Annotated in this window: 22 protein-coding genes; 9 read left to right on the forward strand and 13 right to left on the reverse strand. The window is 38.9% G+C overall.

Features of this window, described 5'->3' with window-relative positions:
* The first annotated feature begins 9 nt into the window (after positions 1-9).
* The gene (locus BC643_RS01725; RefSeq protein WP_120271449.1) at positions 10-3033 is read left to right on the forward strand and encodes an efflux RND transporter permease subunit; all 3024 of its coding nucleotides are present in this window, start codon (positions 10-12) and stop codon (positions 3031-3033) included.
* A gap of 71 nt (positions 3034-3104) precedes the next feature.
* Here the strand turns inward: BC643_RS01725 and BC643_RS01730 are convergent, their stop codons facing one another.
* Positions 3105-4760, reverse strand: coding sequence for an AMP-binding protein (locus BC643_RS01730; RefSeq protein ID WP_120271450.1), 1656 nt, complete (start codon positions 4758-4760; stop codon positions 3105-3107).
* Between the two features lie 208 nt (positions 4761-4968).
* On the reverse strand, positions 4969-5868 hold the full coding sequence (locus BC643_RS01735; RefSeq protein ID WP_120271451.1) for a helix-turn-helix domain-containing protein: 900 nt from the start codon (positions 5866-5868) through the stop codon (positions 4969-4971).
* Positions 5869-6072: 204 nt separating this feature from the next.
* On the opposite strand from BC643_RS01735, the gene BC643_RS01740 reads away from it, so the two are divergent.
* On the forward strand, positions 6073-7056 hold the full coding sequence (locus BC643_RS01740; RefSeq protein WP_120271452.1) for an aldo/keto reductase: 984 nt from the start codon (positions 6073-6075) through the stop codon (positions 7054-7056).
* 105 nt (positions 7057-7161) lie between these two features.
* Here BC643_RS01740 and BC643_RS01745 read toward each other — a convergent pair whose 3' ends face one another.
* The 6 genes from BC643_RS01745 to BC643_RS01770 form a co-directional block, all read right to left on the reverse strand.
* Entirely contained in the window at positions 7162-7797 is a 636-nt protein-coding gene (locus BC643_RS01745) for a DEAD/DEAH box helicase (RefSeq protein WP_120271453.1), read from the reverse strand.
* Between the two features lie 255 nt (positions 7798-8052).
* Complete coding sequence (locus tag BC643_RS01750) at positions 8053-8421, reverse strand: hypothetical protein (RefSeq protein ID WP_120271454.1); 369 nt, start codon at positions 8419-8421, stop codon at positions 8053-8055.
* 47 nt (positions 8422-8468) lie between these two features.
* On the reverse strand, positions 8469-9449 hold the full coding sequence (locus BC643_RS01755) for a hypothetical protein (RefSeq protein ID WP_120271455.1): 981 nt from the start codon (positions 9447-9449) through the stop codon (positions 8469-8471).
* The gene (locus BC643_RS01760) at positions 9449-11227 is read right to left on the reverse strand and encodes an AAA family ATPase (protein ID WP_120271456.1); all 1779 of its coding nucleotides are present in this window, start codon (positions 11225-11227) and stop codon (positions 9449-9451) included. The genes BC643_RS01755 and BC643_RS01760 overlap by 1 nt, the downstream gene beginning before the upstream one ends.
* A 665-nt stretch (positions 11228-11892) precedes the next feature.
* Complete coding sequence (locus BC643_RS01765; RefSeq protein ID WP_120271457.1) at positions 11893-12276, reverse strand: UvrB/UvrC motif-containing protein; 384 nt, start codon at positions 12274-12276, stop codon at positions 11893-11895.
* Entirely contained in the window at positions 12260-13174 is a 915-nt protein-coding gene (locus BC643_RS01770) for a helix-turn-helix transcriptional regulator (protein WP_120271458.1), read from the reverse strand. Before BC643_RS01770 ends, BC643_RS01765 begins: the two co-directional genes overlap by 17 nt.
* Positions 13175-13579: 405 nt before the next feature.
* Here BC643_RS01770 and BC643_RS01775 point away from each other — a divergent pair, with 405 nt between their 5' ends.
* The 7 genes from BC643_RS01775 (at position 13580) to BC643_RS01805 (ending at position 17672) form a co-directional block, all read left to right on the forward strand.
* A complete protein-coding gene (locus BC643_RS01775; protein ID WP_120271459.1) occupies positions 13580-14044 on the forward strand; it encodes a hypothetical protein in 465 nt (154 codons plus the stop codon).
* 4 nt (positions 14045-14048) lie between these two features.
* Complete coding sequence (locus BC643_RS01780; RefSeq protein ID WP_120271460.1) at positions 14049-14495, forward strand: hypothetical protein; 447 nt, start codon at positions 14049-14051, stop codon at positions 14493-14495.
* Between the two features lie 12 nt (positions 14496-14507).
* Entirely contained in the window at positions 14508-14717 is a 210-nt protein-coding gene (locus BC643_RS01785; RefSeq protein ID WP_120271461.1) for a hypothetical protein, read from the forward strand.
* Between the two features lie 47 nt (positions 14718-14764).
* Positions 14765-15376 carry an HAD family hydrolase gene (locus BC643_RS01790; RefSeq protein ID WP_120271462.1) on the forward strand — a complete coding sequence of 204 codons (612 nt, stop codon included), beginning with the start codon at positions 14765-14767 and terminating at the stop codon, positions 15374-15376.
* Positions 15373-15996, forward strand: a complete 624-nt coding sequence (locus BC643_RS01795) for an amidophosphoribosyltransferase (protein WP_120271463.1) — start codon at positions 15373-15375, stop codon at positions 15994-15996. The genes BC643_RS01790 and BC643_RS01795 overlap by 4 nt, the downstream gene beginning before the upstream one ends.
* 23 nt (positions 15997-16019) lie before the next feature.
* Positions 16020-16994, forward strand: a complete 975-nt coding sequence (locus BC643_RS01800) for a DNA-processing protein DprA (RefSeq protein WP_120271464.1) — start codon at positions 16020-16022, stop codon at positions 16992-16994.
* Positions 16995-17225: 231 nt separating this feature from the next.
* Positions 17226-17672, forward strand: a complete 447-nt coding sequence (locus tag BC643_RS01805; protein ID WP_120271465.1) for a TerB family tellurite resistance protein — start codon at positions 17226-17228, stop codon at positions 17670-17672.
* A 180-nt stretch (positions 17673-17852) separates the two neighbouring features.
* On the opposite strand, the gene BC643_RS01810 is transcribed toward BC643_RS01805, so the two are convergent.
* The 5 genes from BC643_RS01810 to BC643_RS01835 all read right to left on the reverse strand — a co-directional run bounded on the left by BC643_RS01810 (position 17853) and on the right by BC643_RS01835 (position 26212).
* Positions 17853-20774: a CHAT domain-containing protein gene (locus BC643_RS01810; protein WP_120271466.1), complete on the reverse strand. Its 2922-nt coding sequence runs from the start codon at positions 20772-20774 to the stop codon at positions 17853-17855.
* 15 nt (positions 20775-20789) lie between these two features.
* On the reverse strand, positions 20790-21182 hold the full coding sequence (locus tag BC643_RS01815) for a hypothetical protein (RefSeq protein WP_147377104.1): 393 nt from the start codon (positions 21180-21182) through the stop codon (positions 20790-20792).
* Positions 21183-21780: 598 nt separating this feature from the next.
* A complete protein-coding gene (locus BC643_RS01825) occupies positions 21781-22866 on the reverse strand; it encodes a tetratricopeptide repeat protein (protein ID WP_120271469.1) in 1086 nt (361 codons plus the stop codon).
* Complete coding sequence (locus tag BC643_RS01830; protein ID WP_120271470.1) at positions 22820-23212, reverse strand: hypothetical protein; 393 nt, start codon at positions 23210-23212, stop codon at positions 22820-22822. The genes BC643_RS01825 and BC643_RS01830 overlap by 47 nt, the downstream gene beginning before the upstream one ends.
* A gap of 15 nt (positions 23213-23227) precedes the next feature.
* Complete coding sequence (locus BC643_RS01835) at positions 23228-26212, reverse strand: type I restriction endonuclease subunit R (RefSeq protein ID WP_120271471.1); 2985 nt, start codon at positions 26210-26212, stop codon at positions 23228-23230.

Raw genomic sequence — 26212 nt, forward strand, 5'->3', positions numbered from 1 at the left:
CCATTTATCATGCAATTGAAAGAAAGTTTCTATCAAAAGTTCAAGAGTCCGCTGGGAATTATTTTCCTGATCATTATCGCTGTGGGGCTCTATTCGTACAGCCAAATGAAGGTGGAACTGCTGCCTAACGTTACATTTCCAAAGGTGAAAATCATTGCAGATAATGGCGAGCAACCGGTTGACAAAATGCTGATCACGGTTACGCGCCCACTGGAAGAGGCAATCAAAAAGAGTGAAAACCTGCAGATGATTCAATCAACCACGTCGCGTGGAACCTGCGAGATTTCAGCGTTTTTCAATTGGAACACCGATATTGACCTGGCTCGGCAGCAAATCGACGCCCGGATCAGCGAAAGCCGAACGGATTTGCCTGCAGACCTGAAAGTGGTGATTGAGAAGATGAACCCTTCCATTTTGGCTGCTGCCGGATATTCGCTGGAAGGTGATCTTAGTCCGGTTGCGTTGAAGAAGATCGCCCAATATACGGTGAAGCCCTATCTAGAGCAAATCGATGGAATTCGGGAAGTTGCCGTTACCGGTGGCCGAAATAAAGAATATCAGTTAGTGCTGAACCCCGAAAAAATGAGTGCATTGGGCATAACACCTGAAGGAATTGGTAAGGCACTTAGCCAGACAAACTTCATCCGCTCCAACGGCTACCTGAACGACAATCACCGACTTTACCTTTCTCTGACCGATGCCGCGGTTAAAGATCTCGGGCAATTGGAAAGAACGGTCGTCAGAAGTACCGGAAACAGCACTGTTCTTTTGAAGGATGTAGCAGACGTAAAAATAGACGGACAAATTGAGTACCTCAAGATTAAGGCGAATGGAAAAGATGTTCCGTTGATCGCGGTGATGAAGCAGCCTGAAGCGAACTTGTCGGATATGGACGCACAAATGAAGCAACGCGTGAATGAATTGAACAGCCATTTATTGCCCAAGGGGGTTAAAATGGTTCCCTATTACAACCAGGCTGATTTTGTAGACACAGCCATCAAGAGTATTCGCGACGTGCTTTGGGTGGGTATCCTGCTTGCCATCATTGTCACGATTCTCTTTCTGCGCTCTTTTAAAAGCAGTATCGTCATCCTGATTACCGTGCCGGTTTCGTTGCTGCTGACGATTATCGCGATGAAAGCATTCGGTTTCAACCTGAATATTATGACGCTTGGTGCCATTGCCGCCGCTATCGGCTTGGTGATAGATGATGCGGTTGTGGTGGTGGAGCAAATTCACCGAACGCACGAAGAACACCCAGAGGAAAACTATCGGACGGTGGTTCCGAAAGCCATTAAATACCTGTTGCCCGCCATGGTTGGCTCGTCGCTCAGCACCATTGTCATCTTTTTACCCTTTGGGCTGATGACGGGCGTTGCCGGTGCCTACTTCAATATCATGACGCAAACCATGATTATTACGCTGACGGCATCTTTCCTGGTCACTTGGCTACTGCTGCCGGTGCTCTACTTAATTTTCTTCGGGAACACCCGCGAAAAACATTTAAAGACGGCTGAAGTGCGGAAGCAAAATTGGGTGCTGTTTTTCCTCAAAAGGCCATACATTGCCATTGCGTTAGTCGCTGTCATGATCGCAGGAATTTTCTTGATTTATCCGGCTTTGCCGTCCGGTTTTCTACCTGAAATGGATGAAGGTTCCATTGTGCTTGATTTCAATAGTCCACCAGGAACATCGCTCGACGAAACAGACCTGATGCTGCAGAAAGCAGATCAGATCGTTACGAGCATGCCTGAAGTGGAAAGCTATTCCCGGCGTGCCGGTACCCAAATGGGCTTTTTCATTACAGAACCGAATCGCGGTGATTACCTGATCAAGTTGAAAACCAAACGGGAACGAACAACGGAAGAAGTTATTGACGACATCCGTACCCGAATCGAGGCTCAGATTCCAGCTTTAACTGTCGACTTCGGGCAAGTGATTGGGGATATGCTTGGCGACTTGATGAGTTCAACCCAGCCCATTGAAATCAAACTGTTTGGCAACGACACCAGGCAATTGGAGGAATACAGCCAAAAGATCGCCGATGTGGTTGATCAAGTGTCGGGAACGGCCGATGTTTTCGACGGGATTACCATTGCCGGGCCTTCGGTTGTTGTGGAACCGGACGAGGCCAAACTGAATCGTTTTAACCTGACACCAGACAACTTTCAGTACCAGTTGCAAACGCAGTTGGGGGGAATTGTGGTCGGCAATATTCAGGAGCCGTTGCAAATGTGCGATGTGCGAATGATTTACCCCAATCGTTTAGGCACTACAGTAGATGCACTAAAGGAATCTCAGATTTTCCTACCCGATGGGCAACTGGTGCCAATGAAACGGGTTGCTGACGTCAGTTTATCTCAGGGGGTGGCCGAAATGAACCGCGAAAACCTGAAAAGTGTGGATTACATTACCGCTCGGCTGAATAACCGGGACCTGGGAAGCACCCTCGCTGATATTCAGAAAGAAATACGCACGAAAATAAACCTGCCACCGGGAATGAATCTAGAATATGGTGGCGCCTACAAAGAACAGCAACAGGCCTTTCAAGAGCTGATGCTTATCCTTATTCTGGCCAGCGTGCTTGTTTTTACAATCATCCTTTTTTTGTTCCGAAGAATAAAAGTCGCGCTGCTACTTATCTTCCTGGTCATGCTGGCTCCCGCCGGAAGCGGCCTGTTACTTTTTCTGCTGAATGTGCCGTTGAATGTCGGCAGTTATGTGGGAATCATCATGATTATCGGGATCGTAGGGGAGGCTTCTATTTTTACCTACCTGCAATACATGGAAGAGCGTCAAAAAGGAGAAAGCGTTAGAGATTCGATCGTTTATTCGATTTCAATCCGTTTGCGCCCTAAACTAATGACAGCTCTCAGTGCGATTATGGCCCTGTTACCACTTGCTTTGGGAATTGGTTCGGGGGCGCAAATGCACCAATCGTTGGCGATCTCAGTTATCGGAGGATTGGTGTTTGCCTTACCCGTACTTTTGATTGCACTGCCAACCTTCCTGGGATTGATTGAGCGGGATTAGATCGAATATTCAAACGCTGGTTCTCTCTCTGAAATTCAATTTTGAGGGATCACAAACCTGAAAGACATCAATTAAATGAAGTCTTTCGCTCTGATTTCCACACGGCGAATTTTACCACTGATCGTCTTTGGTAGTTCATCCACAAATTCGATGATCCGTGGATATTTATAGGGTGCAGTTACTTGTTTTACATGATCCTGAAGTTCTTTTGCCAATTCAGGCCCGGCTTTGTGCTTACAATCAGCAGCCAATACGACGGTCGCTTTCACAATCTGTCCGCGAATCTCATCAGGAACACCAGTAATAGCACACTCTACCACATCCGGATGTGTCATTAATGCACTTTCAACTTCGAATGGCCCAATGCGGTATCCGGAACTTTTAATCACGTCGTCGGCTCTTCCGACAAACCAGAAATAACCATCTTCATCTCTCCATGCTAAATCGCCGGTGAAGTAAATTCCGTCCACCATCACCTCGTTGGTTAATCTTTTGTTGCGATAATAACCATTAAACAGTCCGGACGGGTATTTATCGCCATAGCGGATCACGATCTGGCCTTGTTCTCCAGCTTGAGCACGATGCCCCTCTGCGGTCAACAGGTCGATATCGTAGTGCGGATTAGGCAAGCCCATCGAACCGGGTTTCGGTTTCACCCAAGGGGAAGTAAAGATCGTTAATGTGGTTTCACTTTGGCCATAGCCTTCACGCAGTTTAATACCGGTCAGGGCAAGGAACTTGTCATAGACTTCCGGATTCAGCGCTTCACCGGCAATGGTACACCATTCCAGAGCTGATAAATCGTATTTGGAGAGGTCTTCGCGAATCAGGAAGCGGAATATAGTTGGCGGTGCGCAAAGCGAAGTAACCTGGTATTTCGAGAGAACTTCCAATATTGCAGAAGGGGTGAACTTCTCGTGATCGTAGACGAAAACAGAAGCACCAACCAGCCATTGTCCGTACAATTTTCCCCAAACAGCTTTAAGCCAACCGGTGTCGGCAATGGTTAGGTGAAGGCTGTCTTCGTGCAGGTTTTGCCAGTATTTTGCGGTAACAATGTGTGCCAGCGGGTAAACACTGTCGAGTGTGACCATTTTCGGATCACCAGTTGTTCCCGAGGTAAAACTCACAATGATCGGATCTTCATTTTTAGTTGGTTCTTCCGGCCGCTCAAACGGTTGCGCTTTTTTAATACCAGACTGAAAGTCTTCCCATCGCGCAGGGATATTGGGGCCAATCGAAATCAGCTTTTCAACCGTTGGCGATTCAGGCATCGCACTATTGACATGATGCAGGATTACGTCGTCGCCATCGCAAATGATTGCTTTAATGGAGGCCGCGTTGGCTCGGTAAATAATATCTTTTGAAGTGAGTAGGTGAGTGGCGGGAATAATAACCGCACCGATTTTGTGTAAAGCAATGATGGTGAACCAAAACTCGGCACGTCGTTTCAGAATCGCCATAACCATATCGCCTTTTTGGATTCCCAAAGATGAAAAGTAACCGGCTGTGCGGTCAGTAATTTCTTTCAAGTCGCCAAACGTATATGTTCGGCTTTCTCCCTGGTCGTTTGTCCAAAGTAAGGCTCTTTTATTGGGCTCTTTTTCTGCCCAACCATCCACAACATCGTAAGCAAAATTGAAATCCACCGGGATATTCAATTGATAGTTTGCTTTAAAATCTTCAAAATCGGTAAAAGTCGTTTGGGGTAAATACTTCTCAATCATACAATCTCAGCTCCTTCATACATTCACTCCGGTTAGAGTGCATTTTTTTGTGATTTAGGTTCATCAAATTGATTTCTTTTTGACCTAAAAAGCTAGTCAATTTGAATTGCTCACTAAAGTAGAATTAATTTTTTTTCCCGGAAAGCATTTGGGAGCATAGATTGTCGATGTAACGCAAAGTGCAACTTTTAGGGCATTGCACTTCTCATCAGTTCATCGATCGGTATTCATTAGGGGAGTAACCCGTTTCGTTTTTAAACAACCGACTGAAATGTTGCGGGTATTGAAATCCCAGTTCATAAGCAATCTGGCTAATGGTCTTTTCGGTATCGAAAATCTTTTCTTTTGCCTTGTCAATCAATTTCAGGTGCAAGTGTTCCTGTGCCGACTTTCCGGTTTCCTTTTTCATGAGATCGCCGAAATAATTGGCCGACAGATTTAGCTTTTCGGCAAAATAACCGACAGTGGGGAGGCCCAGCGTCTGCGCTTTATCCGAATCATAATAGTCACTCAGGAGGTTTTCGAAATGTACCAACATCCCTTTATTCAGGTCTTCACGGGTAATAAATTGCCGGTCGTAGAACCGTAAACAGTAGTTCAACAATGTTTCAATATTATTGGAAATCAACGTTCGGCTGTGCTTATCGAATGGCTGATCCAGTTCGTAATCTATTTTCTGAAACAAATCGACAATAATCTGATGCTCCCGTTCCGACAAGTGTAGCGCTTCATTCTGTTCATAGGAAAAGAAGGAATACGAACTCATTTTTTTTGCAAGCGAGGTACCGTTTATAAAATCAGGGTGAATCAACAACGTTTTTCCTTGTGGCTCGTAGTCTGTTTTATTTTTAATGCCAAGCACCTGGCCTGGACCAACAAACACGAGCGTCCCCAAATCGTAATCGTAGGTGTTTCGTCCATATTGCAATTCTCCACAGACAGCTTCCTTGAGGAAAACAGAATAAAATCCGCAGCTATACCGGCCATCCGGCAAAAACTTCGTTTTTGCATCAACATAGTCGAACACACTAACCTTCGGATGCCGGGTTTCAATTCCTTTTAGATCATTAAACTGAGAAACGCTATCTAATCGGATAATATCACTCATGATGCATTGTTTTTGAAAATTATACGACAAATATATGCGTCTGATTCCAGGTTTCTCAGGCATTTAGCTCAAATCAGTAATAATGGTACAACTATCCGTAATCTGTATACAGACCACCCTGCATTTTCGCCGGATATTTGCATTGTAGTCCTGTTCGCAACACAGGATCTTCTTAAGAAATATCAAACAATTAAAGTATAAAACATGAAAACAAGAGAATTAGGAAAAAGTGGATTGCAAGTTTCAACCTTAGGTTTAGGATGTATGGGGCTAAGTTTTGGCTACGGCCCTGCTACTGACAAAGCAGAAGCCATCAAATTGATTCGTTCGGCTTACGAGTCGGGAGTTACTCTTTTTGACACAGCCGAAGTGTATGGGCCATTTACCAATGAAGAATTGGTGGGTGAAGCAGTAGCGCCATTCCGTGACCAAGTTGTGATCGCAACCAAATTCGGCTTCAAAGACGCTCTGACAAATAATGGTATGGACAGCCGCCCTGAAAATATCCGGGCCGTAGCAGAAGCCTCTTTAAAACGTTTAAAAACCGACTATATCGATTTGTTCTACCAACACCGTGTCGATCCGAATATCCCGATCGAGGATGTTGCCGGTACTGTGAAAGAATTAATACAGGAAGGAAAAGTGCGACATTTTGGAATGTCGGAAGCGGGCGCCCGGAATATTCGCAAAGCACATGCAGTTCAACCACTAACTGCTTTGCAAAGTGAATACTCATTGTGGTGGCGTGAACCGGAAAACGAAATCTTTGATACTTTAGAAGAGCTAGGAATTGGCTTTGTGCCATTTAGTCCGCTGGGAAGAGGCTTTCTGACGGGAACAATCAACGAAAACACCAAATTTGACAGCACAGATTTTAGATCAATCGTTCCGCGCTTTTCCGACGAAAACCGTAAGGCAAACCTGGCTCTGGTTGATCAACTGAAAGTGATTGCAGCCGCTAAAGACGCCACCCCGGCACAGGTTGCGCTGGCTTGGTTGCTGGCTCAAAAGCCCTGGATTGTGCCCATTCCGGGAACGACCAAATTACACCGTCTGCAGGAAAATATTGGCGCAGCTAAACTGGAATTAACATCGGACGATTTGAAAGCTATCGAAGAAACCGCTTCAAAAATAACAGTTCACGGAGCCCGTTACCCGGAATCATCACAGAGCATGGTTAACCGTTAATCGAACCTTGCTCATAAATCATTTAGTGTTTAATAAAAGTTGCTGATGCAATAATTGAGTTAGGGGAGGTGCAGCCTCCCCTTTATTGTTTTTGTACTGAACGGCTTATTCTTCTTCGTCACCTTCTTCTGATGCGTCGATGATGATCGGATTGGTCAAAGCACGCTCTTCCAACTCATCGAAGCGATTGGTCCATTCGTTCGCCAACAAGACTTTCTGAACTTTCGGCAGGCCATAAGCCAGGCGATAAACAATACTCTGATACCTTGGTGTCAAAATTTGCTCTGCATCATCAAACGCCAGTATTTTCAATTTCACGGTCGGGATTCCGGTTGCACTGAGCAATTCATCAATCCGAAGTGGTGTTCCAATCAGAATATCAAGCCCTTCGTAAATCATATCTTTTTGATATTGGAGAATCCCTTTGTCGAAAACCACGAAGGTGCGCAGATCCGTTTTTTTTCCGAATTTCTGAAACTGTTCTTCCAGTTCAAACGCTTTCTCCTTAGTCGGGACAACAATGACGGCCCGAGGTGCTTCTTCAAAAGCAGATTTTAGCTGCTGAATAACGCTGATTACCAAAGCCGTTGTTTTTCCACTGCCAGCCGGAGCATTCACAATTAAATCAGCTCCAGACATGATCTTGGGAATGGTTAAATCCTGAACCTCAAGAGGTGTTTGATCAAATCCCGATTCCTTGATCATTTCAACTAAGCCTGGAATAAATTTTTTCAGTTTCATAAAAACAGTTTGTAAAATGAATTGTGCCCTTTGCCGGGCGCTTTATGTGGTTACTTTCCGATACAGAAAGTAAGGATCCAATGTTTGTAGTGGTTGTAGGGTTAAAGGTACAAATAGGAGCCAAAATCATATCAAAAGTTTAAATACTTCAAAGTCGGGTGGGGTGTTACTTTACTTTCCAACCCGGAAAATGAATACTTCCCGACAAAGAAAATAAATATCTGAATATGGACTCCAACATTGAACAACAATATATCAAAATGGAATATCGGGATCAACTGGATAATCCGAAGACCATTTCGATTTTTCCTTTCTGTTGAATGATCGTAGGTCTCTATTTCTACTACTTGAATTAAATCTTACCATCTCTTCGTCATCGTCCCAGCAGTGTATCACTAAAGACCCTTTTTTAATTAAGTATAACATCAAATCTCTGTGTCGTTTTTCAGTGCCAAGAAAGTCCAGAAATGCATTTACAATCGTTTCTGGTAATTCATGCAATAAAGTGTCCTTATCAATCCTGTATTCTTTTAATTCTTTATCCTCGATAATAGTACTCTTTAAAATTTCAAAGCAGTCTTCGTTTTGTTCTTTGTGAATTAGCTCAATTTTTTTTCTCTTCATAGACTTTATATCATAAAATAAGGATATCCCATAAAAAACTTCAATAATTACAATTGATCAATTAGATCATTTTTGATATCTCCGAAGACGTGAGTCTTTTCAAAATGTTTTACCATGTATTTTATGATTTTGCCAATTGACGACAATGCTTCGATCGCTGAGTTTGATTCATCAGGATTAGCTAATGAACGAAATGTTATATCAGTGTGTGTCCTTATTTTATTCATAGAATCAAAATAATTGAATGAATCACCCGTGACTATCCTAATGTAATTTGTAAAAATTCCTCTGTCGTGCTCTTTTACGTTTTGAGTACTAAGAACAAGTCCAATTTTACATTTCCAATTATTCATCATTTTTAGTTCCAATATATCATCATACAATTTTTGGCCATTCAATTTAAACCTTCCTCCTTCGAAAGTTATAATCGTTAAATTATATTTTACTGGAGTTGATTTGTCGAATTGAGTTATTATTTGTTCAAAGTTCGATGTTATCATACTTTCATCGGAGAAAATATAATTATCGACCAAAACTAAATCTGTAAATGGAGTTAGATATTCATCCAGTTTTTGCCAACTGCTAAAATATGGGACTCTACATCCTTCACGGACGGGCAATATCTTCGGTCTTTCAAGTAATTTTAGGTCTTTCCACTTCTCAAGAAAATCATCTTGGAATCCAATTAAATATCCATTTTTCTTGATATACTTATTCTTTTCATCCAAATTAGTTTCGCTTAGACAATAAAAGGAATGAGGTGATTTATTATTTACCTTGTTTCTAAAATATTTGTTTGACTTCCCATTGTGAAATTCAATTTTATAATCCCCCCTTCCAGAGGATAGTTTAGTGACAAAAATGCTATTTAATTCTTCAGAACTTGAAATAAACAGATTGGTCTCTTTTTTTATAAAAGTCCAAAACGTATTCCATTTTTCAATTTCACATTCATTTCCATCAGGAAATTGTGTGGGAAAGCTATTCCAGAACTGCACTAATATTGCACTATCAAGGTAGGTATTCATCAATTAACGTTTTGAATTTTCAATAAATCCATGGTTAATCGGATCGATTCATCGTAAAAGCCTTCACCAAAATCTTGTTTTAATATTCCATCTGGCCTTATTTCAATTCTTTCAAATTGCTTCTTTTTCTCAGCACTGTCTTCTTGATCATGAAAATAATAAAGTTTAACGTCATTCGGCGTAAGTTCCTTTTTAGCAATAAAATACTGGAGCTTCCGTATCAAGTATTCACTATGAGTCTCGATGAAAAATTGAATATTAAAAGTTTTTGCTGCATTAATTATTAAGTCCATTAATTTGGATTGGTATGAAGGATGAAGATTACTCTCTGGTTCTTCAAGAATTAGTACAGAGGGTAAAAATTTATATATATTCGAATCTTCCTCAATCAAGTTTCTTTTCGCGATTAAGGCTATCTTCATGATTATTGGTATCAGCTGAGAGTAACCAAACCCTAGGTCTGCCAGTAATCTTTTAGCATCCCCTTTGTGAATAAATATTTCAGAAGCCGTTCCCTGATGTCTTTCAACCGAAATTCCATCTCCAATATTAAATAGCTGAAGAGATTGATTAATAAATTTTTTTATCCGCGGATCTCCATTAATATTTGATTCTATAAAATTTATTATTAAACTATTTATGTCAACTATGTCAGATGAGTTTCGATAAAGTCTTTCGGTATTGGCCCTTATTGAAGTAAGTGAGTTAACGCCTGCAAAAAAATTCAATACGTATTTAAAGCTATTAGAAATGAAATCCTTGATAAACGTATTGAAGAGATAGTCTCCAAACTCTGACAAAATTATTTCATTTCTACCTTCAATTTCACGTTGAGAGATTATAAAACTTGTAATGTCGTATTCTAAAAACCATTCTAAGGGACTTTGAGGAAATCCTGAAACATCATGATTATCATATGAAACGAATGTTGTATTATTGGCTATTGTATTTATTCGAGCTTCAATCTTTTCCTGGAATTTTTCATCATCTATTATTTCATCAGTAAGACCATTTCTTAAAAAAAACAGTGGTTGACTTGTATCTATTTTTTCACAATCCGGGTCTACTTGGATAATTGATTTTTGGGAATAGAAACTATTGAAAACAGAATTTCCATGTTCAATAGAGCTTGCATAGCCCATCATTGCCTCCAATTGCGAATCTTCAGAAAGAGCTCCATCTAGGATAGCCTCTTGAATGCTTTGGGAAAGTTCAGCTCGCCCAGCGGCTCCTTCCTTCCTTGCAATAATCATTTTCACACATTTGTCTATAAAATAGGGCAGATCTATTGTTAAAGATTTTCTTATTGAACCGTCTAAATCAAAAGCTACTTTTTTATTATAGAAAGGAGTTTCTTGTACTTTTACAATATTTGCAAAATGCAAAATTGATTCTCCATTTTTGAGGATTGAAAAGCTTTTTAAAATTCCATTCTCCGGGAATGATTCTTCTGGGATAAATTCGAATTTAATTTTTATTTCATCATCAAATTGTGGGATTGGGAGTTTGTATGTATATGATATTGCCTTTTCACCTAATAAAGAATCATTAAAGCAATCTGAAAATGTACCAAGTCGTTGAGAGCTTTCAGAGAATAATAGCTTCTCTAACTTTCTTGATTTTAACACACTTTCTCTAAATAACAGAATAGACTTTAAAACAGAGCTTTTCCCTGAATTATTAACACCCGTAAATATTGATATTGGAGCAAAATCAAAATTATTTAATCCTTTGAAGAGTCTGAAATTTTCAATTCCTTGATAGTTTAAGTGTGCCATATGTTTGCATTACATCTAGTTCGTTTGTGGACTAAGCAGGTTTTCTGGAGACTTTAATCCACGGCCAAGCATATTTTTACTTTCGTTACAATTTAATGAATAAATGACAATATATAGGCTTAATAGCTGCAGAAGATAACAAGATCTATACAAAAAGTGATTATCTTATCGAATAGGACTAGAAGTTGTTAGATTTCTAGGATCGGGAGTACGGCGAGCGGAGTGATTTGATACTCAAAACAATTAAATTGCAATCATCTGATAGATTATACTAACCATCAAATTTTACAACACCTTTTCCCCTCAAAGCAGAGTGATTTACCCAAACGGAACGAACAAGATCACCATACACATTAAATGCTTAAGGCGAACAATCGATGCTTTAATTGAAATCACTTAAAAATAGGAGTCTGAATCTGCTTTACCCTTTCGTTCATGTTATCAGCCCAAATAAGAAATTTTGGGTTCTATCGTAGTTGCAAAAACCCGTGAATTTCGTTGTAACATGGTCTTTAATAAAGATTATCGCTAGATAGTATCGGCTGACTCAAGTGTTGGATTCAACTGGAAAAGCTAGTAGTTATTCGAAGCAAAACTTATTCGCAACAATTAATACGAAGTGCATATGCGTCAGTCTGTCAGGTAGTTATTGCTAGGCGAGTTGATCATTCACCAAAAAGATAGTATTTTACTGGCCTATCGTTTCTCTCCGTACCCAAATGAAAATAAAACAGCTTTCCCTCTTCAGGATAAAAGAACGAATGCTTGAGGTTGAAGTACTGTTGGAAGTTGGCGTATTTGAAGCATTCTTTTTCCTCCTCGCGGACGTTGGCGGCCTTTTCGAAATTCTGCTCCTTGATATACTTGAGCTTTTCTTCGGTGAGCTTTGACAGGTTCTCCTCGTTGTATTGTTCGAAATCTATTAGCTTGATCCGTAGATCAGGAATTTCATTTAGTTCGTATGCTAAAGACTGAAGTTTGGACATGTCCAATTCTGCTACATTGAGTAGTTCATTTAGTTTGTCAGCAATTTCAATTAGTCTTTTCATTGGGGTACTGGTTTAGAGCGTTTTTATACTTATCTGTGACTTGCAGTACCAACTCCGGCGGACTGATTACTTTAATATCGTCACCATGGGATAGTATCTCCAACAGGAAGTCATAGGTTCGGTGAATTTTTAAACGGATTCTCAGTTCCGTTTCGTCGTCAGTCAAGACTTCTTGCGATCCGTGCAAAGGCATTGTTTTTACGTACTTGCCTTGGTGAGGAGGGAAGCAAATAACAATCTCTTCTGGTTCTCCTTCATCAGGTGTAATGATCCCAAAACAGTGATGAAAATACTTATCGACACTGAAAGTCTCCGGGACAGCGAATTTCGTATTCGACAGGATCAGATTGGAAAGACGATCCAGGCCGAAGGTTTTGATCTTATCGTCCTTTTTGTCTTTGGCCACCAAGTACCACCGATTTTTAAATTCTTTGAGGGCATAAGGTTCAACCATCCTTGTGGTTAAAAAGTTATCCCAAAACTTTTGGTAAGCGAACTGCACTCGAACTTCTTTTTTGATGGCCTGAATTAAAGGCATCAGATATTCGGAGCCTTGCGGATGACGTTGTTCAAAATGGATAATTTTCGAAATGTCCGTACCGACTTTTAAAGCTTGAAAAGTATCCAAGGCCTCCAAGCGCCGGTTGGTGATATCAGACTCGCTCTCTTCATCAATGAAATAAACATCGCGGCTGACATCATAATCGATGTCCAGCTCGAAGATGGATTTGATATCTTTCAAAATCCGGCCAAATTGGCGTTTGGATACCTGAAAGTTTTCATCCTGCCATTCAGATTGCTGGTTCAGATATGCATCAATTTCCTTGAACGAGGCCGGTGATTTGCGGAGTCTGTTTAGGACGTGAAAATAACGGAGTACTGTTTTGCGGTCGGACATTGGTTCTTTCGTTGGTGATATATAGTTTTTAATTAAAAATCATCGATAAATTGAGAATCAAATTTAATAAGGTCCCCTGTCATAACATGTCCGAAGATGTTTTTTATTTATTGTTCCCGATTTTTTCCATCTCACGCCGTAGATAAAACAAAAATCCATGATTTACTCTCAAAAATAGTCATGTTGTATTATCTCCCAACTTCCTAATACTTCTGAATTTTATTACTGCATAAACATTGCAGTGACGTACTTTTTCATTTATGTTGAAATTGAATATGAAGCTCTATTAAACGTCTGTTGCTTGAAAATGATAGTTTCAATAGTAGATCAAATATTCTTTCACGTGTGCAAGTAGACTGCACACATTCTTTGAATCTTTGTACTGTAATCAAAATACACGATGACATGCAGAATAATGAGCTTCAACTTTTTCAACAAGTAGGCATCGCGACAACCGGAAACTATAAATATTCAGAAATCGCCAATTCATTCAACAGTCCCGGATATACTTCCCTAGCTGGCAATACTTACTTTAACTCGATCTGGTTTGTTGAAGGACTTGCTGTCCTAGCCGACATTGGTATTGGTCATACTTGGACCTTTCTGAACGGGCTTAAGATTGTCAATATACAGGATAAACAGCTCGTCTTTGACTCTACCTACCATTGCCGTTATTACAGCAAGCATGCTGTGATTTCTACGGTTGTTGAAAAAGTCACATGTCTTATTTTGGAATCTGCAGCCAAAGGTGGCTTACCTGTAAATCCACTTCATGTAGAGCAAAAAGTGCGTTCGATTATTGTTGATGGCTTTGCCCAGGATCAACGGTATGTGCTCAACTATAACACTCAAAAATTCTTAAAAGCCTAACAGCATGAATAATAATCTACCAGCAATAAACCATTCTAATTCTGACCTCTGCGGTAACTACGGACTTGAGCTACAAGCTTCCTACTTGGCTCCGTCTGGATTTAATTATCAAGCAGGAGTTCGGGAGCTAGACGGACTTATAATTGTTGAAGCAGTAGCCGAAGGAGTTGGCTGTACTTACCTATGCGGGATCCGCATTTTGAATAAAGCCGATAAAACCCTAGTGGCAGAAATTAACGTCCCAAGGAATGTGCATTATTCCCGCCAAAAATGTGTTGATCTTGTTTCGAAGGAATTGGTTGAGTCGTTGGTGAACGCGGCTGCAAAAGGTCAGTATTGCATAGACCGCGAAGCTGCTTTGGAGAAAATCAATACGCTGTTGGACAATTGCTATTTCGAACAAAGCCGAAAATCTATTCTGATTTGGGCTGAATCAATAGGAATAATATAAAAAGAGGAATATATGATGAAGATTGCGACAAAAATCAGTCCTGTTTCAGGATTTGAATATCGATTAATCATAAATGAGGAGCGGCAGGTGATTGCCATTAATTACTATTTCAAGGGAAATCTTTTGAAAAAGGTTCCCTTAAAAAAAAGATTAATGCCAGCTGATTTTCACCTAGATGAAATTATCTACAGTTTTCTGAAAGATACGGTAGATCGACTCTGAGTATTATTATTTCAAATACTACTAACATATAAATAATCTTATCTGGAATGACAACCATAAAAACTGGAATAATAAGGCTTGATTGCTCTATTAGAAAGGATACTGTTTTCTTTTTTGATATGGACGGAACATTGGTTGATACTGATTATTCAAACAATATGGCTTATTCAGACGCAATTCAGGCAGTATTAGGCAGGAACGATATAATCACGGTGGAACCAACTCAGAGGTTAACAAGAACCGTGGTAGCAGAACTAATACCGTATTTAAATCATTCTGAACTACAACAGATTATTGCCATGAAAGAATTCTATTACAGACACTATTTATCGCACACGACGCTTATTTTAGAGGTTGTTGATCTTCTTAAAAAGTATTATCAAACTCACAAAGTGGTATTGGTAACTAAAAGCTGTGGGAACAGAACCAATTTGACTCTCAAATACCATGGGTTAGAAAAATATTTTGATAAGCTGATTTCTCTAGGGCACAGTAATCCTACAAAAAATAAATATGTGTATGCAATAAATAATTTGAAAATTACTCCTGGAAAAATTATCGTTTTTGAGAATGAGCGTTCAGAGATGGAGAATGCAAAAGCAGCTGGTATACCGTATTCGAATATTTTATCACCAAAAGATTTAAATAAATACTCATGAAGCATTTCTCCATTGAACCTAATCGCTACTTAAATCAATCTGTTGATGGGTTTCATCATGCCAATTTTTACGGCTGCAAGCATCCAGATAATCCTAATTTCCTTTATAAATTGAAGAATGATCCTCACCACAATTGGTCTCAGGTTCAAGTTGCATCAGCAAAGCGGCAACTAGAAGCAATTTTAACGGTTGATTTACCAGTAATGCTAAATAGTTTGGGACGGAGCTTAATCACTGTATGTGTCGTTCCTCGAGCAAAAACAGAAAATTCCTATCGGCCAGATCAACTTTTGTTTAGGGCCGCTGTCCAAAATGTTATTAAGAATTTGATCGGCTTCGAGGATGGAACAAATTTCATCCACAGGAATAAAAATACAAAAACGACTCATCTACGACTGCCTGTCAAAGGTATGACTAATGATGGTGCACTCCCTTATCCTGGGATTACACACGACACGTGTTCAATTTCCAATAGCGTTTTGGGGAAAGATATCCTCCTTATTGACGATATTTACACCAAAACGATAAATATTGATGAAGACGCGATTCAAGCGTTGCTAAATGCAGGTGCGCATTCAGTTACTTTCTATGCTATTGCCTATACGGTTAGCAAATATTAAATGATTAAATAAAATAGTTAGATATGACTTTTACGGAAAATGCACTAAATATTTTAACGTTAAAATCCTTTAAAGGAGTAGGGCGTGCTTGGATCATAAAAAATATAAAGGGAAATGAAAGAGTAGAGGTACTAGTTTCATTATTGAATAACTGTTCTAAAGAAAATCACGAAATCACAGTGAGTTATTTTGAGCGTAAAAGAGAACAAATTAAAACAACCGTTCTTAAGCTTGACGGGTTTGCTGATGGACTCGTTGCACTCGGAGACTCGGAGTTCCCACCTCATAGAGGAAACGTAAAGTTTAGTGAACAACCAATTCTATTGTTCTACCGCGGGGATTTATCTCTTCTAAAGCCAGACAACAAAAATATAGCGGTTATCGGATTGTTAAATCCAGACGGTAATATTAAAGGAATAGAGCAGGAAGTAGTCGCAAAACTGGTAGCTAAAGGTGCAACTATTGTAAGCGGTTTAGCACTAGGATGCGATACAATAGCCCATGAACAAGCTGTTCGGTCGAATGGAAAGACAATCGCAATTCTACCTGGTCCATTAAACAACATCATGCCTGCATCAAATAAAGAACTGGCTAATGATATCGTAAGGTTTGCGGGCCTGTTGATATCAGAATATTCCAACGAAGCAAAATCAAAGATGGAGTTGGGAGGCAGATATCAGGAAAGAGATAGACTTCAAGCCCTTTATAGCGATAGTATTATTTTGACAGCAAGTTATACGAAGAACAATCTTGGTAACGATAGTGGCTCTAGACATGCCATGGAATACGCAAAGAAATATGCGATACCACGAGCTGTCATATACAACGCGACTATTGATGAGAACAATCCTCAGTTTGAGTTAAATAGACAATTGATGGAAGAACAAAAAGATATTTACGTTATTGAACCAAGTAACATCATCTCAGATATCAAAAAAATATTAGACTATAACTCTCGATATACACATCAACAATACATTCAAAAGAGATTGTTTTAGAACGTTTGGTTGAATAGCTGATAGTCGAAATGTAATAACTAATTTTATACCGGTCCAAAGATTTAGTTAAAGAAAAAACTTACTGCAACAATAAAAATTATTGGATAATTCCTATTATTGGAATAAGTAACGCTTAAAAGGCTCCTATGTCGTTTTCAAAAAATACAATGAGAAAAGAGCATTCATTTAGTCGTCAATGTGCTATATTTTTTCAATCTAAACTTTAAACTTATGTTGAAATTTCTAAACAAGAAAAAAGAAAATTCTTTCCACCGTCACGTCAATGGTTTCGCAAACGGTTTTTCTGAAGAGCAAAAGTCTGCTATAATTGGTAGCCTGTTTATGATGGCTAATGCCGATGGCAGTATTCATCCGAGGGAAGTCGATAATGTAACCATGGCTGCAAAACTACTCGAGTTCAACATTGATAGCAAATGTTTTGAAAGAGTAATAGGAAAAGGAGAGAGAGAAGTAATCAAAATATTGAACACGCTAGATAGAAGCCAAAAAGAATGGTTAATAGTATCAATACACGGTATGATCTTCGCAGATGGCAAGATTGAAGATGCCGAGATTGCTGTTGCATTAGCTATTGCAAATTCTATTGGAATTTCTGAATATGAATATGAAATGATCATCAAAAAAACTGAATTTCTTATGAGAGAATTTGGTATGTAAAATACAGTTTTATATTCCTCAGGTCGTTGTTCCCATTGATAAAGGAATGCAATAACGAAGTAAACATATTCAAGGTTCAAAATCACAGAAGAAATCTTAGTCTAAAATGATTTCTTCTGTGATTTTCTCTGGCAGGAACATACAATGATATTGTACTTATATTATCATCATCCGCAGCGACTATTCAATTAGCTGAAAAGCACCCCAATAAAAAGGCTTCTCGTTAATATTATCTCTCAGGTAGCGTTGTGCCTTTTTTAATGCTAAACTTTTCGACAGATGTTCCTGAAAATGATATCTATAGAATAGATTCATTAAAATAGCAGTTTCTTTATCTGGTACTTGCCAAAGGCTAACTAATATATCGTTAACACCAGCAAGTTTAAAAGCACGTTGTAGTCCAAAAACTCCTTCTCCGCCTTTGATGTCTCCAAGTCCGGATTCACAGGCCGATAGGACCAATAAATCCATGCCACTTAAATCAAGCAATGAAATATCATATGCATCTATAAAACCATCATGTTCCGGTGAATATGAGGCACTTCTATTCGCACCAGCAAAGAAAAGTCCAGATCGAAATAGAGGATTCTCCGCAAGATCAACAAACCTATCGTCTGAATTTTCATACTGCCAATTTAGATGTTCCTGAGATTGATAATATCCGTGAGTAGCGATATGTAGGATCTTAGGCGCTTTTTTATTGATTGTTCTAAAAGACTCTTCTGTTGCATCGGAACGCTCCAAACAAACAGTATTATAACCGTTCTTATTCAAAATTGAATCAACCTTGTCTATTTCCACTTTTGTTCCGGGTAGCGGATTTAAATCACCAATTATTCTACTATATCTAGTTTTATTGTTTACGAAATCTGGAGGGTGTGATAGTGAATCGTAATCTATATTACCATAGATAACAGCCGTTTTCCTAGTTATGTCATTTGGCTTTGCATCTATTTTACTGGCAATGTTTCTAGTACTGGTTAAAATCTGAATAGAATTTGTTTCATCTAGGGTAAGTGCAGCAAAAGATATTTGATGTAATATACCACTCAACGAGATATAAACGGTGTCGCATTTGTTGGTATAATTACGGATCGGATTCCATATAAGATTGCATAATCTTTCTTTATTCATAGAATATGCCGCATCGACTCTTTCTTCGGCTGAAGGATATTCATTATTTGAAGGTACTAGACATTTTAATATCTCGGATTCAGAAGTGAGTGGGATTATCTTCGGACTGTCAAATCCAGCGCCTATTATGAGCGCTGAATACTGTCGGTCATCCCTCGACGTGAGATCTGCTGGTAGATTGATAAATTCGATTGCAACTTGGCCTTGCGAAAGCATATTTCTTATGTCAGTCCACTTTACAGCTCTTTTATGCTCTTTGAAATCTTGAGAACTTACAATCTCATTTATAAGAATTGATTCAACACCTCGAATGGAGTCTATTTTGGCAAAGTCTCGCATATGTAAGGTTGTCGGAGAAAAATTGAATTGATCAATTTCAGCCTTCGCTTTTACTAATGAATTGTATTTTTCTCTTAGGCTAGGGTGGTCCGAAATATATCTAAGCATTGATCTATTGGACTCAAGCGCTAATGATTTAGTTTTTAATACATTATCGTATAACCTCTCAATGGATTTTGGAGAAGGGTCATTAACAAGCATAAAATTCATAAACTCAAGTTTATTCTCCCAAAAAGCAATCAGGTTTTCTTTTTCATTTGCCGGAAGTAATAGAAACTCGTCGAAATAGAATTTATCAAATAGACTTAAGATATTTTCAGCTTTTCTTTCTGCATTCAATTTATCACCAGCTTGGTAATCTGCAAGAGCTGCACGAAAAACGATTTGAGTATATTCGTTAGGCGTGATCTCCATCTTCTCACTTTGCTTTAGTAAATCATTGTAAATACTGCTAGCCTTGTTAAATTCTCTACTCTTTAAATAATACCTTGCCAGTTGTTCGCTTGCTGATATCAAGTTAAGATCTGACACACCAGGAATATCCCTTAATGAACTATATACTTTAAGCAGTATTTCCTTTGCTGCATGTTCTTGCCCTTTTGATTCAAAAAGAATGGCTTTTGTTGTGAGGAAATTGTAGTAAATTATTTGATTCTCTTTTCCATCTAGCAATTCTTCACAGGCGTTCAGTTTCGACTCTGCTTCGTCTAACTGATTAATACTGATTAGGTCCTTCGCGAAATTCATCAATAGTAAAGCATGTTCACTTGAGCTTCGGGGTTGTTTTTCATAGGTTTCTAAAGCTTCTTTACGAATCAGCATTGCTTTGGCGATGTCGCCTCGATTACCTAAAAACTTAGCATAGAGAATAAGTGCCTGAGTTTTATAAAAAATATCATTTTCATCTAAATCGCTAAAAATATTTGACACTTTAGAATAGCATTTTTCAACTTCATTGGATTTACCTTGTGCCATGAATATGTTAAAACGACCAATTAATGGGAAAACCAAATACTCTTTTTCGTTATTGAATTTCGAGTGGGACAGTTCTATTGCTTCATTAAAAAGTTGAGCGGCACGATCTAATTCAAGACCTTTCGCTTGTAGACATAGCGCGAGGTTAACGGTTGCTTGATAGAGCGCGTTATTTTTTCGATAGTCATTTAATTCAGAATTTTCAAAGCGATATGCAAAATAAAAGAATGGACTAATATTGTAACTTATCGACAAACATTTATCATAGTCTCTTTGTGCCAAATCAATAGACTTCGAATGTTCTCCTTTTTTAAAAAGCTTTTCAGATCGTTTGATCAAGGTATACCTGTCTTGCATTTTCCAGGAGAACAGAAGAAAAGGGCCAACATAAACTATACTTGCGAATAAAATAGTCAGAATCAAGCTAATTGGGAGACTAAAACTTCTTCCGATTCTGTTGGCCATGAAAAGGCTGTCAATGAAATCCCAAACCACAAATATCGATACAACTATTGTGTGGAGTAATGTTACATACCAAATCAATGAAACAAATCCAACAGGTGAAATAATTGCCCAGAGTAATGTGGCGAGATTCAAATAAAGGTAAATGCCAAATAGAAGTAAAATCAGTTGCTTGGCATTAATGTATTTCATGAATTTAAATCAGGTTTACTTGTAAGTTATTTTTGAAAATTTCTTATTAAAGTATGATTCAATATCTTTCTCTATTCGGAAGTAAATATAATCTGGTGCGTCAGTTTTGCTAAAACTCCACTTCAACATGTGTTTTCCCACAAAGGCATTTTCTAGGCGGAAGATAACAGATATATCACTAAAATGAGAAACAATTTCGTAATGTAGATCTGACCTTCCGATGTAGATATAAGAACGACCTTCTTGGAGAATCTTACAATAGGGGGTTGAATCTATCAAGATATTAATCAGTTCTTTATGAACAATAGCCATTCCTCCTTGACTCTGAATTTCGGTTTCCATTTTCCATTTATCAAATAAAAACCAGCCAACAGTCAGTATCGGGAAAGCTATAATTACAATCCACATTATTGTCATAGTAAATTAAAATGTATGTCTTTGTCCTCCAAATCCTTTTACCAACAGAAAAAACAATGGACTACTACTATAGTCTTTAGGGGTGTTTCGAGACCAAGGTAATGGCTTTTCCGTATATGATATCGAAAGCTTGACTTGCCCTATAATCTCGTCCCTGTTACTTAGGTATATTTTATTTTCACTTTGATTGTATCCAAGAGTACCATCAAGGTATAGTTTGTGACCATTATTAATAAGTGACAGAGCACTAATAAAATATTGCCTTGCCTTGACTAGATCGCAGATATTCATATAAATAGAAGCCAACCGTAATTGGTACATAGGATTACTTTGACTCTCCTCCAACTTTTCGGTAATTTTAACAATCTCGTATTCCGCTTGCTCCTTTAGTGAGTTCAGTTGATACTTAGATCGAAAATATTTGAAACAAAAAAATAGAATAAGACAGATTATAACATACATGGGCTTTTTTCTAAAAGTTGTAATTTGTTATATCAAATATAATATTACACCCAACAATCTACAAAGGCGAACTTGAACAAAACTAATGATATTGAATTGAAATTAGACAACGTTCGAGTTTGGGGAATTAGAACCATCTCAAATCCTTAAGCATATCAGGGTCTCGCCTATGTAGTTCAGGATCCATCTTCTCTAATTCTTTAAGCGTTTCCCTGGCTAAGCTTTCTTTTCCATTTGCTGCATATGAAATCACCAGGTAGTAAAGAACATCTTTTATTAAATCGGGATTGTTTTTTTTCTTCAACAATTCAAGCTTTTCTATACCAGATGAATAGTCGGAAACAAATATTTGACTAATAGCAGAGTAAAGAAATACGCTCTCATTTCGAGCCAAATTCGGCACTTTACTAAAAAGGCTGTTTGCAGCCTTGTAATCGCCACTTTTATACCGAGCTATCGCAGTTTCAATAATTTCACTTTCAAAAGGATTAAAAGGTTCAATTATCACATTGCTTCCTCTCAATGCTTCTCCGTAAGTCATATTAAGTTGATAGTTATTCGCAATCTTATATTTTTCGAAATATGCATCAGGCTGCAACTTTTGGGGCTGCCAGATGATAAGAGCTATTCCGCTTACTACTGCTGCATATGACAAAAACTTAGTGAGTTTGATGACTTTTGAACGATCATTTGTTTTTTGATCGTATTTTGCGAAAGCTGACAATACAGATTGACGTAGAAATGCAGTTTTTTTGATTTCGCTCTTTCTAAATTCAACTTGCTCTGTCGAGTAAATATCAGGTTCTTTTAACGTAGAAGATGACTTTTCTGTGTTGATTTCACCTAGTTTCTCATCAAGTAAGCTTGTTAGTATTGGTTGTTCATTCCACGTTTCAATGATAAAAGGATTTCCCAAAACTGATAGGTCGTCAATAAAAATGTCCTCTGAGGTTCTATGATTAACTTGAAATGAGATTGGTTGAACACGAATAAAATCGTCATCATTTAATCTTTCCGGCCCCATAACGACTACAACAATTGAGTCAACTTCACTTTTCAAGATCATTCCAAGCGAATCTTTGTATGTGTTTTTACACCTCCAGATATCATTCTTTTTTATGTGGGCACAGTGCATATCTATATTAGTCTTAAAGAAATTTGTTTTATTATCTTGTATGGCCTTTGCAAAAGGCAATTTGTGTTTGAAAGTCATGTAGCTGGTTTTCAGACAAACACTGCACATTATCCCAGCCGGTTGAAAGTGCTTCAAGATCCTCGATCAGATAGGGCATTGAAAGTTTTAGTAGAAAATTTGATTTTCTACTAAAACGTGCAAGTTTAACAACAAAAACACAGCTCCCTATTTTGTAGGTTTTTGACGTGCCCGGTGTTAGCTGAACTGAAATACCATCTTTTTTTACTTTCTCAACAATGGCGGGATGATATCCCAGACCATGCAAATTTCTTGCAAAACCGTTGTTCCATATATAATTAGGTGCTGCCCATATAGAACCCACTGTTACCTTTGAGAAATTGTCTAAAATTATTCTTAGTGCCATACTAGTTCCTTTTAATTAAAGCCTTACACCTCTCACTTTTCTATCATACAATTCATTAAACCAAAGTCGTTTAAACATGGTGTTTGCTCTGTCCTCAGAAAGTTTGTTGTAAAATTCAAGTTTGGTATTGATGAAATTCAGCAGCTCACTGTCGATTTCTTCATTGAATTTTTCCTGAATATTGTCCTTCGAGTTATGTTGATTAAAGAAACTCATTAACTCTTCGTTTGAATAGATATTTTCTTTCATCCGCTCGAAATCCACCCGGTCTTCCTCTGTGAGGTCGAGTCCAAAAGTTTCGTTCAAAACCTTTATAATGTTTGTCAGAAAATCCAGTTCTTCGACAGGGGACTTACCTCCGTTGCCTGGTTTCATTCCCTCCATGCTTCCGTCGGCTGATGTTAGTTCAAGGTCAGTGGTGTATTTATGCTGGATTTTATAGCTGTGAAGCTCCACTTCGCCCAAAACGTCCAATGGCAAGCTCGATTTGATGTAAGGAAGTTTCTTTATTAAAGCCGTCAGGAACACGTAATACTTTTCCAGTTCAATATCTGTAAAGGTTATGATGCCTCGTAAAAAACGGTATAGCTTGACGAAAGACTTAGCATCGCCTTTGAATCCGTTTTGTTGGTCTTCGTCTAATTGCTCTTCATACCTCCGGCATACTTCATTAAGAATGGGCTGAAGTTTCTCATAATTATCGCCTTTTCGGAAGAAGATATTTGCAAAGACATCTATCTCATTTTGATACAGTAAATTATATCCGTCTATTTTATTTTGGACATCATAAAGCGCGTTGGGATCGGTTTGATGTTCTTCTTCCATGTAGTTTTTTCCATAGAACTGCTGGAAATCTTCCTGCACCAGTTCGGGGTCATTCACAAAATCGAGCACCATGGTTGAGTCTTTCCCCCGTGTAGTCCTGTTTAAACGGCTTAGGGTTTGAACTGTACTTGTCCCGCCCAATTGTTTATCTACAAACATTGTGTGCAATAGTGGCTCATCGAAGCCTGTCTGGTATTTGTTCGCTACAATCAGAATGCGGTATTTGGGTAGTTTAAGCGCTTCAGGGATGCTTATTTTTCCCTGAAGGTTATTCATGTTAGCCTCGGTATAATCCATGCCTGTTTCATCGTCGCGAACAGTACCAGAGAACGCTACGAGAGCACCATAGGGCAATTTCATTTCACGCATGATGTCGTCGAATTTGCGCTTAAACCGAACTGCGTGGAGGCGGGAGCGTGTGACCAGCATTGCCCTTGCTTTTCCCTGAATTTCGTTTTGTGTTTGAGAAACAAAATGCTCAATCATAATCCGGGCTTTTTTTTCGATAGCATGGTCTTGCAAATCGACATAGGAACCCAGTAAACGGACTGTTTTTTTCTTCTCGTATTCCTTGTCCGGTATTTCGCTACGCTTTACAATTTTGTAGTAACGTTTAAATGAAGTGTAGTTTTTTAGAACATCGAGGATAAAGCCTTCCTTAATGGCTTGTTCCATCGAGTAGATGTCGAAAGGTTCTTTCGTTCCATCTTCTTTCACCGTTCCAAATAGCTCAATGGTTTTTGGTTTGGGTGTAGCTGTGAAGGCAAAAAAGGAAATGTTTTTTTGAACTCCTTTGCTTCTAATTTCTTCTTCAATAATATCAGAAAGTGATTTTTCTTCGCTTTCAATCTTTTCGGCCACTTCAAGCGACAGCGCTTTTCGCATGTGTCCGGCTGCATCACCTGATTGTGAACTGTGTGCCTCATCGATAATTACGGCGTAATTTCGATTCGGTAGTTTGGCTATTGTCTCGGAAATTACCGGAAATTTCTGAAGTGTTGTTACGATAATACGTTTCCCATCGAGAATAGCCTGTTTGAGGTCCTGACTCGTTTTACGTTCATCTATATATGCAACGACTCCGGGAGTATCGTCCAACTGACGGATGTTTTCCTGAATTTGTTTGTCCAATACCCGGCGGTCGGTTACAACAATTGTGGAGTCGAATAGCGCTTTATCGTCGGTATAGTTTTGATAAAAGCCAGACAACCGATAAGCCAGCCATGTAATACTGTTTGATTTCCCTGAACCTGCAGAATGTTGCCCCAGATAGCGGCCACCGATCCCCTCCAAACGAACAGCATCCAGCATGCGGTTAACAATGCGCCTCTGGTGGAAACGTGGAAACAGTAACTTGGTAGAAGATTTTTCTTTTAAAGAGCCCGTTTTATCGTCAAAGTATGTTTCCTTATCGGTTTGCAGACTGATAAAGTTCTGAATCAAATCCAACAGGGAATCTTTTCGTAATACATCTTCCCATAAATAGGCGGTGGCAAAACCATTTTCGTTTTTGTTTTCCAAGCCCTGGTTAAAGGGAAGGAAGAAAGTCGATTCACCTTTTAACTGTGTTGTCATGAATACCTTTTCGGTGCCCACTGCAAAATGTACCAAGCAACGCTGAAACTCCAGGAATGCTTCTCCCTTAGGATTCCGGTCTTTCATGTATTGTTTGATGGCATTGTGATGGTTTTGCCCCGTTAAAGCATTCTTCAGCTCCATGGTAACGACAGGAATACCATTGATGAAAAGCACTATATCAATTTCGTTGGTATTTCTGTTGGAGTATTGTAATTGACGGACGATAGCCAGCCGGTTCTTTTTGTACCACTCCTCGTGTTCGGGCGTTTTGTTGTTGGCCGGTTGAAAATAGACTAAATCCAGCGCCTGCCCACGGTCTTTGATTTTGTGGTGCAGCGCATGCAAGGTTTTATGCATGCTCAAATTACGGGCGACATTACTCACAATCTGGTTATCGACGTTTGTGCCGTACTGTTCTTCGAGTGCTTTGTATTTTTCGGGCTGGGTTTCCTTAATGAAAGCAATAATTTCACCGGGAATAACGCACAATTCCTTGTTGTATTCAGCAGGAGAGAGGGGCTGATATTCCTTTACTGCGTTTACCAGGTAATTCTCGATATGTGCTTCAAAGTCTATTTCTTTTGTTCCGGTTGCCAT

It is taken from the genome of Mangrovibacterium diazotrophicum (assembly GCF_003610535.1).
In the GTDB taxonomy this organism is placed as follows: Bacteria; Bacteroidota; Bacteroidia; order Bacteroidales; family Prolixibacteraceae; genus Mangrovibacterium; species Mangrovibacterium diazotrophicum.

Excerpts from the sequence above, each read along its gene's own strand:
- BC643_RS01725 (WP_120271449.1), top strand. The coding sequence starts at position 10 with ATGCAATTGAAAGAAAGTTTCTATCAAAAGTTCAAGAGTCCGCTGGGA.
- BC643_RS01730 (WP_120271450.1), bottom strand. The coding sequence starts at position 4,760 with ATGATTGAGAAGTATTTACCCCAAACGACTTTTACCGATTTTGAAGAT.
- BC643_RS01735 (WP_120271451.1), bottom strand. The coding sequence starts at position 5,868 with ATGAGTGATATTATCCGATTAGATAGCGTTTCTCAGTTTAATGATCTA.
- BC643_RS01740 (WP_120271452.1), top strand. The coding sequence starts at position 6,073 with ATGAAAACAAGAGAATTAGGAAAAAGTGGATTGCAAGTTTCAACCTTA.
- BC643_RS01745 (WP_120271453.1), bottom strand. The coding sequence starts at position 7,797 with ATGAAACTGAAAAAATTTATTCCAGGCTTAGTTGAAATGATCAAGGAA.
- BC643_RS01750 (WP_120271454.1), bottom strand. The coding sequence starts at position 8,421 with ATGAAGAGAAAAAAAATTGAGCTAATTCACAAAGAACAAAACGAAGAC.
- BC643_RS01755 (WP_120271455.1), bottom strand. The coding sequence starts at position 9,449 with ATGAATACCTACCTTGATAGTGCAATATTAGTGCAGTTCTGGAATAGC.
- BC643_RS01760 (WP_120271456.1), bottom strand. The coding sequence starts at position 11,227 with ATGGCACACTTAAACTATCAAGGAATTGAAAATTTCAGACTCTTCAAA.
- BC643_RS01765 (WP_120271457.1), bottom strand. The coding sequence starts at position 12,276 with ATGAAAAGACTAATTGAAATTGCTGACAAACTAAATGAACTACTCAAT.
- BC643_RS01770 (WP_120271458.1), bottom strand. The coding sequence starts at position 13,174 with ATGTCCGACCGCAAAACAGTACTCCGTTATTTTCACGTCCTAAACAGA.
- BC643_RS01775 (WP_120271459.1), top strand. The coding sequence starts at position 13,580 with ATGCAGAATAATGAGCTTCAACTTTTTCAACAAGTAGGCATCGCGACA.
- BC643_RS01780 (WP_120271460.1), top strand. The coding sequence starts at position 14,049 with ATGAATAATAATCTACCAGCAATAAACCATTCTAATTCTGACCTCTGC.
- BC643_RS01785 (WP_120271461.1), top strand. The coding sequence starts at position 14,508 with ATGATGAAGATTGCGACAAAAATCAGTCCTGTTTCAGGATTTGAATAT.
- BC643_RS01790 (WP_120271462.1), top strand. The coding sequence starts at position 14,765 with ATGACAACCATAAAAACTGGAATAATAAGGCTTGATTGCTCTATTAGA.
- BC643_RS01795 (WP_120271463.1), top strand. The coding sequence starts at position 15,373 with ATGAAGCATTTCTCCATTGAACCTAATCGCTACTTAAATCAATCTGTT.
- BC643_RS01800 (WP_120271464.1), top strand. The coding sequence starts at position 16,020 with ATGACTTTTACGGAAAATGCACTAAATATTTTAACGTTAAAATCCTTT.
- BC643_RS01805 (WP_120271465.1), top strand. The coding sequence starts at position 17,226 with ATGTTGAAATTTCTAAACAAGAAAAAAGAAAATTCTTTCCACCGTCAC.
- BC643_RS01810 (WP_120271466.1), bottom strand. The coding sequence starts at position 20,774 with ATGAAATACATTAATGCCAAGCAACTGATTTTACTTCTATTTGGCATT.
- BC643_RS01815 (WP_147377104.1), bottom strand. The coding sequence starts at position 21,182 with ATGTGGATTGTAATTATAGCTTTCCCGATACTGACTGTTGGCTGGTTT.
- BC643_RS01825 (WP_120271469.1), bottom strand. The coding sequence starts at position 22,866 with ATGACTTTCAAACACAAATTGCCTTTTGCAAAGGCCATACAAGATAAT.
- BC643_RS01830 (WP_120271470.1), bottom strand. The coding sequence starts at position 23,212 with ATGGCACTAAGAATAATTTTAGACAATTTCTCAAAGGTAACAGTGGGT.
- BC643_RS01835 (WP_120271471.1), bottom strand. The coding sequence starts at position 26,212 with ATGGCAACCGGAACAAAAGAAATAGACTTTGAAGCACATATCGAGAAT.